At 36.3% G+C, this 9,589-nt stretch carries 7 protein-coding genes; all 7 read left to right on the plus strand.

Annotation, left to right across the window (positions count from 1 at the left end; translation table 11 throughout):
- Positions 1-136: 136 nt before the first annotated feature.
- The 7 genes from gmtY to CWC14_RS02620 all read left to right on the plus strand — a co-directional run bounded on the left by gmtY (position 137) and on the right by CWC14_RS02620 (position 9,577).
- On the plus strand, positions 137-1,579 hold the full coding sequence (gene gmtY / locus CWC14_RS02585) for a gamma-mobile-trio recombinase GmtY (RefSeq protein ID WP_138561102.1): 1,443 nt from the start codon (positions 137-139) through the stop codon (positions 1,577-1,579).
- 1 nt (position 1,580) lies between these two features.
- On the plus strand, positions 1,581-4,175 hold the full coding sequence (gene gmtZ, locus CWC14_RS02590) for a gamma-mobile-trio integrase GmtZ (RefSeq protein WP_138561104.1): 2,595 nt from the start codon (positions 1,581-1,583) through the stop codon (positions 4,173-4,175).
- Between the two features lie 8 nt (positions 4,176-4,183).
- Positions 4,184-4,834: a gamma-mobile-trio protein GmtX gene (gene gmtX, locus CWC14_RS02595; protein WP_138561106.1), complete on the plus strand. Its 651-nt coding sequence runs from the start codon at positions 4,184-4,186 to the stop codon at positions 4,832-4,834.
- 594 nt (positions 4,835-5,428) lie between these two features.
- Entirely contained in the window at positions 5,429-5,788 is a 360-nt protein-coding gene (locus CWC14_RS02605; protein ID WP_004589251.1) for a hypothetical protein, read from the plus strand.
- A 107-nt stretch (positions 5,789-5,895) separates the two neighbouring features.
- Positions 5,896-6,393 carry a DUF411 domain-containing protein gene (locus CWC14_RS02610; protein ID WP_036956660.1) on the plus strand — a complete coding sequence of 166 codons (498 nt, stop codon included), beginning with the start codon at positions 5,896-5,898 and terminating at the stop codon, positions 6,391-6,393.
- Positions 6,393-7,820, plus strand: a complete 1,428-nt coding sequence (locus tag CWC14_RS02615; protein WP_008467837.1) for a TolC family protein — start codon at positions 6,393-6,395, stop codon at positions 7,818-7,820. The genes CWC14_RS02610 and CWC14_RS02615 overlap by 1 nt, the downstream gene beginning before the upstream one ends.
- Entirely contained in the window at positions 7,820-9,577 is a 1,758-nt protein-coding gene (locus tag CWC14_RS02620; protein ID WP_138561110.1) for an efflux RND transporter periplasmic adaptor subunit, read from the plus strand. The genes CWC14_RS02615 and CWC14_RS02620 overlap by 1 nt, the downstream gene beginning before the upstream one ends.
- The last annotated feature ends 12 nt before the right edge of the window (positions 9,578-9,589 follow it).

Below are 9,589 nucleotides of genomic sequence, written 5' to 3' on the forward strand. Positions count from 1 at the left end.
TAACCTTAAAGTCCGATACTGTCTATTGTATATAGTTATGTTCATATGTACTTTTATTTAAAGTTAAAAAATATTTCCTTTATATTTCCTTTCAAATAGATTAACTTCTTGATATTAAAAATAATTCAAGTTTAAGATGTCAACAGTAACTGTCATTGCAAAAATTATTACAGATAATACTGGCTCGTGGGTTAATGTTCCTGTAATTCTTACCGCCAATGGTGACATACCACTAATTACAGACTATTTATTAGTCTTAACTGCACAAGGTAAAAGCCGCTCCTCTCTAATATCTTATGTAAGAGCCATAAAGTTATTTCTTGATTACATGGAAGCTAATAAAAGTATATTTAATGAGCCTGACAGATTACTCACTTCATTCATTTTAAGGTTAAGATCTGGCACTTTAGATGAACGTGGGATCGACCCTTCTGGTCTTTATTGGGAACCAAAATCCTTTCTTAATACTAAAAACATTATTCGTTGTTTAATATCACTTCTAAATTGGTTAGAGCCAAAATGTACAAAAACTCATAAACTTATCCAAAATGATTTTCGTAGCGTTTTACTTTATTCGGCATGGTATAGAAAAAATATAAATGACTTTCTTGGACATACTAAGTCTTTTAAAAACAGCTCATTAAGCTACAGAGAAATGAATTATTGCTCAACGAAAACACATTTAGTAGCCGAAGGTGATGCTGTAGCCTTTCCTGAAGAAACATTTAAAAATCTTTTTTTCGATGGTTTTTCAACTCAACGTGATTTAAGAATTTCAATAAGAGACAAGCTAATCTTACTCCTTATGCATGGAGGCGGCTTAAGAGAGAGTGAAGCCATGAGTTTATGGGTTTCAGATATTGAATTAGACCCTCTAAATAATAATGCTGCGCTTGTTAAAATATATAATGAAGAGCAAGGTGTTGCTCCTTATGGCTGGAAATCGAACAGGGGGGGAAACTCTAGAAAATTATTCCTTAAAGAAAAATATGGCAGAGTACCACGTGTTTCTATGTTCAATACTGAGCATTTAGGCTGGAAAGGCGGGACTATAGACCACAAAGATGGTTATATAATTGTCAATTGGTTCCCTTCATACTATGGTGAAATTTTTCTAAGACTCTGGAAAATTTATCATCAATATCGAGCATCTATCTTATGCAATCATCCCTATGCCTTTATTTCATTTCATAAAAAACATTTAGGTTTACCTTACACATTAAATGCATTTCATCAAAATTATAAAAATGCATTAAAAAGAATTAATTTATTGCCCTCAAAGCATGCTGGTTATGATCCACATGGTCATAGACATAGCTATGGTCGGCGTTTACGAAGAGCAAATATAAATCCATTAATTATCAGAAGGTGTATGCATCACAAATCGCTTGACTCTCAAACTCCTTACACAGAGCCAAATTTCAATGAAATATCAGATACTTTAACTGCTGCTTCAGTAGCATTAGATAAAGGTGAAAAGATGTTAGATTTAAGTTGGGAGAACTTAACTAAATATGGTTTCAATGACATAGATCCTAATCAATACTTTTCGGGTGAAAACATAAAATTCAAGGTATAAAATGAAAAAACCAATTAAGAAAAATGACAATCGAAGTATTGATTTAACATTTAGCTGGATATCTAAAGTCCTCGGCAGTAAATGGAATGGTTGGGAGAAGCTTGCTAGTGAATGGATTGGGATGCAAACAACTTCAATAGATGTAAAAAGAGTAGCTCTTACTTTTTTCTTAGAAAAATATCTTTTTATACATGCTCCATATGCATCTAATATTGATGACTTTTTTAGAGGTGCAAATGGCCATGTAAGCAATTCAGATGAATTTGTAGAAATAATGAAATTATCAGGTGTAAATGATCTTTATGAACAGTCAAGAAGACCAAACTATATAGTTGATTTTATTGACTTTGTCGTTAATAAGCATTTTACAGTTGCTGACCAGCATAATGTGCCAAAAAAATTAGTTGTTAACCCATTTACTAAGGTTAAATTTAAAAGTGTTCCTCTTGAAACCGTTCGTCAACCGCTACCTTATAAATATATACTCAAGCTAAGAGATATAATTTCATCTAGCTCTGGTAAAACAACCAAACACTATAAAACATACCACTGTCTGTCATTTAAAGATTGGGGTTGGGCACAAGTTCAAACAGGAGTTAGGTCAGGAGGTAGGGGTGGTGATTGGTTTGAAGTTCCTGAAAGTTTAATTGACAAAAATGATCCTGACTGTGTTTGGCGCCGAAAAAAAATAAAACCAAAAGGCGGTACTGAAAAAGTAATTTTTCAAATGTGGTCTCCTGTTAGATCACTAGCTATCTTAATCAAACTACATTTACCACTGAGAACATATCAAGTTAGAATGTTAGACTCCGGAGAGGATGATACCTGGAAATATGACAATAAATCTTGGATAGAAAATGAAAATAAATTAACAAAAACCTCAAGCCCAAAATTAATTGAAAGAGGTGTTTTTAGGAGAATATATGATCAATATACTTCAACTCATACAACAGGGCTATTCATAAACACTAATAAAACATCAGATGCTGAAGTTGACGCTGGCTATGTAATACCTTGGAACCACCAAGAGGTTTTATATTGGCTTGAAAAACTTAGAAACTGGCAAGTAAAATATAACCCAATAGACAGGCCAACACATTGTAAGGAGCTTTCAAGAAAACACTTAGGCACTACTAAATCGGAACTTCAGCTTAATGCAATGGGGAATATGTGTTTTTTATTTCGCGACCCTACAGCCCAAGGCGATGATAAGCTCAAACCTATTGATGCTGATTCCCTAAAACGCCTTTGGCATTCTCTATTATTAGAGCTAGAGACTAATCTGTTTAGTACTGGTGATACCCTTGAAAATGGAGAAAGACTCAACCTAGTTGTCAATTATGAAAACGAAAAATCAAAAGGGTCAACTACACATTTCCCTCTACATAGTTTAAGAGTAAGTCTAATTACAGCTTATTCAATGGATTCAAACGTACCGATCCCAGTAATTTCGAAACTCCTTGCGGGTCATACAAGGCTTATTTCAACAATATATTATAACAAAATATCACCGTCAGTTATGGCAGATAAAATGCGAGAGGCAGAGGAGAGCTTAATCGAAAACTCTGATAGCTCACTTCGCTCATTTTTAAAAGATGCATCAATCAGTCAAATTAAATGTAACGTTGTTTATAACAGTGAAGATAGTGTCGTTGCATCGCTAGCAAATAGAAACCCTATAGGATGGGAAGAAAGAGCCTATGGTATGTGCCTAGTAGGTGGTAATAATGTTCGATCCGATGAAATGAGTACACTTGGTGGATGCTGGAATGGTGGTGAGCTTTTAGTTAAAAAAGCTAGGGCAATAGATAGAGTATATGGAAAAGTACCCAATGGCTCAGAAAATTGTATTAGATGTAGGTGGTTCATCACCGAAGCTGTTTATTTACCTAAACTAAATGCGTTATTTAATCAGTTAAGCTTCAAAGCTCATGAAGCAGCAAGCTTAGCATTGGATTTAGAGACAAAATTAGAGAAAATCAAAGACAGTAAATTTATAACTGACCAAGAGGGTAAACCATTTCTAAAGTTCGAAGAACTCCACTCACTTCAACGCAGGTTTGAAAAACAAAAAGTTGAATCTGACGAATATACTAAAGACTGGATATCATGTTTTGGCCTTATATCTAAAATTATTCAGCTAGAAGAAAACCGAGAAGCTGACAATGATAAGACTAAATTAATTGCCTTAGGAAACACAACTGATGTAAATACGGCCTTGAAGTTTATTGAAACTAAATCTGAACTATTGCATCTATCATGCTTATGTGAGGATGCGGAAATATATCCAGATTTTATGGATACATTGCAAAAAACTCCAGCTTTAAAGCAACGTACAATTCAATTAAGTCGCATCTTACTTAAACACGGTAAAAAACCTATTTTCTTAGAGATGGGTGATAAAGAACAGTTAATTGCCGGAAATGCAATGATAAGAAAAATGGCTAAAATTGCCGCTCCGAATGATAAGTTTGAAGGATTTAGAGTTGTTGCTGATTATCTTGAAGCCGAAACATACCTCACTGACTCAAAATTACTAGATGCCGGGTACACTGAGACACATAACAATTATATCAACTTACCTTCTCATAAATGAGGCACCGAATGCGATCAGACTTAGAAAAAAAGCACCAAGATGAGAAGCTAGAAGCTCTAAAAGAAGGGAGAACACAAAAGACTAAAGATACTCTTGATAAATTGAACTTAATTTTATCTAAATATTTTGAGCAAGGAAATATTGATTTTTCAATAACAAATATCGGAATGATAAGTTATAAAAATGGTGGTCCTAGTTACGAAACGCTTCGTGCAACAAAAAATGTGCACTATAGAAAATTAATTAGTTATTGGGCTGAATTAATCAAAAGTCAATCGATTGGCAATAAAGTGGTATCACCAGCTACAGATAATGAGCTTTTAAATAAAATACCCGATATTGCGGCTCGCGCATACTTTGCAAGAATTTTAGCTGAAAGAAAGAAATTTAAAACCGAGCTGAATATCTTAAAAAGTCAATCAGAAATAGTAATCGATAAGCGTAATCAATATACCCAAACAGCAGACTTTATACCTAACTTAAAACTAACTAATAATGAGTTATCAGCGCTTACTTATGCTGTATCGGATGAGTGTATTAAGCTCAATGGTTGGCTAAAAACTGAATTAGGCCAAATAAAAGGAAGTGAATATCAAAATGAAATATTCCCTAGAGGCTTTATACAAGCTTTAAATAAAGTAATTAAGTCTAATGAGTAATATATTCACAATGTACTACTTATGAGGTTTATAATTAAAATTAGATGTATATTGGCCTGGCAAGTGAATATAATTTATTAATTTGACAGGCTGTTATGTGCCAAAGCGGACGTTAAAAGAATTCATAAGATGAAGTTACAACTCGGATTGAAAAAATATTTCTTGGCGAGTTTTTATCAGGGGGGGTTATTGAAGATGAAACATTCAGGTTTCGGCCATTTCAGCAAATCGTGACTTCAAAGATTGTTAGCAAATCTGCTGATGAGGATAAGTTAGAAATATACACACATAGTGTGAGTTGTTATGTGATTGATGCTGACCATAAGTTAATTGATATTTCGTTTGTTGAACTGGTTGTTATGAGAGCAGGAGCTTATTCGGCAGATCGAGTTTTAGAAATGAGAGAGCAACTTAAGTCTCAAAATAAAAGCCATTGAATAGCGAAGATAAGAAGTCTGATGAGATTATTATTTGTCACTTACCTCTTTGAAAAATTTGACGATAATCAAATATTCATAAATGTTTATACAGCATCAATTGACTTAGTCAAAAATTTGCATTAGTATTAGAGATGTATATTTGTAAGAGAATTTTATGTCTAAAGCATTTTCAAAAGTCTTAGTAATGACGCTTATGCTGGTTGCCTTTGTAGGGCAAGCATTTGCGTATTCTGCTATGCCTTGCGAAATGTCATCAGGTTCTCACGAATCACACATGAACATGAACATGAACATGGATCATGGTGATATGAATAAAAGCAGTAATGGTCAATCAGAAGATTGTTGTGACGTTGAATGTATTTGTCCTGCAAATGCTTGCTCATCTACGACAGTCCTAAATTCCAGTATTGATTCGACAGATATTCAAATATTCAGTGAATCTGTAGCTGCTCTGCAATCTAAACAACCTCATTCAATTTCCACTTCCCTTTATCGTCCACCAATTTTTGCCTAGTACAGGATTAGTGCGTCCAAATTTCTCGCACATGTAATTAATTTTTCTGTTAGTCAATATAGCGTCGTAGCGCTATAGATATTTTCCAGCGATGTCTGGGGGCAAAAATGATCAATAAGTATTTAAAAATAGCAGTAGTAATGCTGCTTTCACCTGCGTTTGCAAACGCCAACGAACATAACCATGCAGACAATCACGACGTAACACCTTTGGAGTTAATCGTTTATAAAACCCCTACTTGTGGGTGTTGTAAAAAATGGATAACTCATATTGAAGACAAAGGGATCGTTGCGCATTCCAAAGATTTCCGAAACATCGGCAACATCAAAACAAAGTATGGTATCAAACCTAATTACCGTTCATGCCACACGGCAGTGAGTAGAAATGGATTTGCCTTTGAAGGTCATATACCTGCTAAATTTATTCAGCAGTTCTTATCAGAAGAACATCCCAATGCGATTGGGCTTTCAGTTCCAGCAATGCCAGTTGGCTCTCCCGGTATGGAAGTCGATGACCGCTTTATGCCATACAACGTGTTAATTCTATTTAAAGATGGAACGAGCAAAGTCTATGCAAAAGTTAAGACATACGAGGAGCAATTCTAATGAAATTGAACTCTTCAAACCTTACTTCACTTTCAACTGCATTAATACTCGGCTTATCTGTATTCTCAGCTCAAGCTGAGAAAGTAGTGTCGCTTGAACAAGCTATCACCTTAGCTCAGCAAAATGATCCTTGGCTTCATGGTAGCCGATTGAAACAAAGTGCAGTTGAAAATAGAAGTATTGCTTCAGGTACTTTGCCTGATCCGAAAGTATCGCTAGGGATAATGAATTTACCAACAGATACTTGGGATTTAGATCAGGAAGGAATGACTCAGCTAAAGGTTGGCGTCTCTCAAATGTTTCCGAGAGGCGACAGTCTAGAGATCAAGAAAGACCAGTTACAAATTGAGTCCACGAAATTTCCACTGTTACGAGAGGATCGTAAAGCTAAGTTGAAAAGCCAAGTGTCACAACTTTGGTTAGATGCTTACTTAGCCCAACAAACTATTAAATTGATTGAAGATGATTGGTCTCTCTTTGAGCAGATGGCGGAAGTGGCTAAAGCTAGCTATTCAAACGTTGTTGGTAAAACTAGACAGCAAGATGTTATTCGTGCTCAGTTGGAAATCGTGCAGTTAGATGACAGATTAACTTCGCAAAAGCAGAAACTAGAAACGACAATCGCTCGTCTCAATGAGTGGCTTCATATTTACGATGCGGATCGTTTGAATGAATCATTCAACTTTGACGCGCAACCATTAGAGTTTAGCGTCTCAAAAGAATTGCCTTCGATTCAATTGAATAATCCAACAGTCCTAAAAGCATCTAATTACTCAAGAAATCTATTGGCTCAGGAGCTTTCGAATCACCCAGCCATACTTGCAATTGATATAAAACGCAAAGCTTCAGAAAAAGGAATTGAGTTAGCCAAACAGCAATATGAGCCGGAATGGGGTGTTAATGCTAGTTATGCCTATCGCGACAATATGCCCTCTGGTGATAGCCGAGCTGATTTATTTTCTGTTGGGGTAACGTTTGATTTACCCTTGTTTACCGAGAACAGACAAGATAAGCAAGTTGCAGCTTCTATTGCAGATTCAGAGACTATTAAAACCGAGAAACTATTACTGACAAAGCAAATGATCAGTGTTTTAGAAAAAGAACTAAGACAGCTTAAACGCTTATCAGATAGACAATCTATCTATCAAGAACAACTCCTTAAACAAACTCATGACCAAGCAGAAGCGTCATTGACAGCCTACACAAATGATGATGGCGATTTTGCCGAAGTTGTTCGAGCAAGAATCGCAGAATTAAATGCCAGAATATCAGCTTTAAGAATTGATGTTGACGCACTTAAAACAGTTGCTCGTATCAACTATTTATTTGCGCATTCTCAATCTAACTCAAATGCTGAACATAAGTCGATGCAAACTTCACACAAAACTAATCAGCACTTATCCAATCAGCAATTTGGAGAAAAATAATGTCAACGAATACAAAAACAATTATTGCCATCATCATTGGGGCAGCACTTGGTGCTGGAGCATTGAGTTTATATCAAGGTACTGGCTCAAACAGTAATAGTAATGAAGCAACATCAGCAGAGAAAAAGCCTCTGTATTGGGTTGCACCGATGGATTCTAATTACCGCCGGGACAAGCCCGGTAAGTCGCCTATGGGGATGGATTTAATACCTGTGTATGAGGAAGGATCATCTGGTGATGACTTTGGCCCCGGAGCAGTAAAAATTGCGCCTCATGTAGTGAATAACCTTGGGGTTCGCACTGCACCTGTTGAACTGAAAAATATGCATACTGAAATCTCAACGGTAGGTTATGTTCAATATGATGAAGATAAGCTAATTCATATCCACCCACGGGTTGATGGCTGGATTGATAAACTTTACATCAAAGCAGCAGGTAACCCTGTAGAGAAAGGGCAGCCTCTTTATACACTATATTCTCCTCAGTTAGTTAATGCTCAGGAAGAGCTGTTAATAGCGTTAAAGCGCAACAATAGTTCTTTAATTTCAGCAGCCAAAGATCGCCTAAAAGCGTTACAGCTTTCAGCAGACTTTGTTCAAAAGCTAGAAAAGACACGAAAGGTTCAGCAAACAATTACCTTTTATTCACCACAAGCAGGTGTTGTCGATGGTTTGAAGGTTAGAGAAGGTTTTTATGTAAAGCCGGGAAACACCTTATTAAGCATTGGCCAGCTAGATCAAGTTTGGGTTGAAGCAGAAGTGTTTGAACGTGACGCAGCCTTAATTAAAAAAGGACTTCCTGTATCAATGACACTGGATTATTTACCCGGTGAGGACTGGGCTGGTGTCGTTGATTATGTTTATCCAACATTGAACAGTAAAACACGCACACTCAGAGTGAGATTGAAATTTGATAACACAGACTATCAATTAAAACCAAATATGTTTGCACAAGTCTCTATTCACGCTAATCAAGCTGATAGCACCATCCTCGTGCCTAAAGAAGCCGTTATTAGAACAGGTAAACAGGACAGAGTAGTACTTGCGTTAGGTGATGGGCAATTTAAATCTATTGAAGTGACTATTGGCCGGGTTGATATCGACAGCATCGAAATATTAGACGGCTTAAATGAAGATGACGTTGTGGTGACATCTGCCCAATTCTTGATTGATTCTGAATCAAGTAAAAGCTCTGACTTTAAACGAATGACTCATGATGAAGTGCCTAACTCTGTTTGGATGCAAGGGGATGTTAATAGTGTTATGGCAGGGCACCGCATGGTTAATATTTCACATGGCCCTGCTGAAGCTTGGGATTGGCCTGAAATGGTTATGGATTTTACTGTGGCTGAAAAAGTCGATATTGACTCATTAAAGTCAGGTCAATCTTTGCACTTTGAAGTGAGCAAAACCGAAGAGGGTGGATATGAAGTTACTGGAATTCATATCATGAGTGAGCCTGCTGATATGAGTGAAGAAGTATCATCAGCAACAGTATCAGGTTTAATTAATGCGATTGATATTGATACACGGATTCTAAATATTAGCCGAGGCCCAATAGAGAAGTGGGATAGACCTGCTGCGACGATGGATTTTATCGTCGCGGACAATATAGAAATAGTTGATTTCAATGTTGGTGATAATGTCACTTTCACTTTTGAGGTTAGGGATGACTTAGTTATCACTGACATTTCTCTTGAATCAGATGAACAACACGGCAAGGAAAATAAGCCGGTCGTTGATCACTCGAATCATTAAGTTGGGAGAAAA

The organism is Pseudoalteromonas sp. S3260, from assembly GCF_005886925.1.
Lineage (GTDB): Bacteria > Pseudomonadota > Gammaproteobacteria > Enterobacterales > Alteromonadaceae > Pseudoalteromonas > Pseudoalteromonas tetraodonis.

What these genes read in the sequence shown, in the direction of transcription:
- gmtY (WP_138561102.1), top strand. Translation starts at nt 137, where the DNA reads ATGTCAACAGTAACTGTCATTGCAAAAATTATTACAGATAATACTGGC.
- gmtZ (WP_138561104.1), top strand. Translation starts at nt 1,581, where the DNA reads ATGAAAAAACCAATTAAGAAAAATGACAATCGAAGTATTGATTTAACA.
- gmtX (WP_138561106.1), top strand. Translation starts at nt 4,184, where the DNA reads ATGCGATCAGACTTAGAAAAAAAGCACCAAGATGAGAAGCTAGAAGCT.
- CWC14_RS02605 (WP_004589251.1), top strand. Translation starts at nt 5,429, where the DNA reads ATGTCTAAAGCATTTTCAAAAGTCTTAGTAATGACGCTTATGCTGGTT.
- CWC14_RS02610 (WP_036956660.1), top strand. Translation starts at nt 5,896, where the DNA reads ATGATCAATAAGTATTTAAAAATAGCAGTAGTAATGCTGCTTTCACCT.
- CWC14_RS02615 (WP_008467837.1), top strand. Translation starts at nt 6,393, where the DNA reads ATGAAATTGAACTCTTCAAACCTTACTTCACTTTCAACTGCATTAATA.
- CWC14_RS02620 (WP_138561110.1), top strand. Translation starts at nt 7,820, where the DNA reads ATGTCAACGAATACAAAAACAATTATTGCCATCATCATTGGGGCAGCA.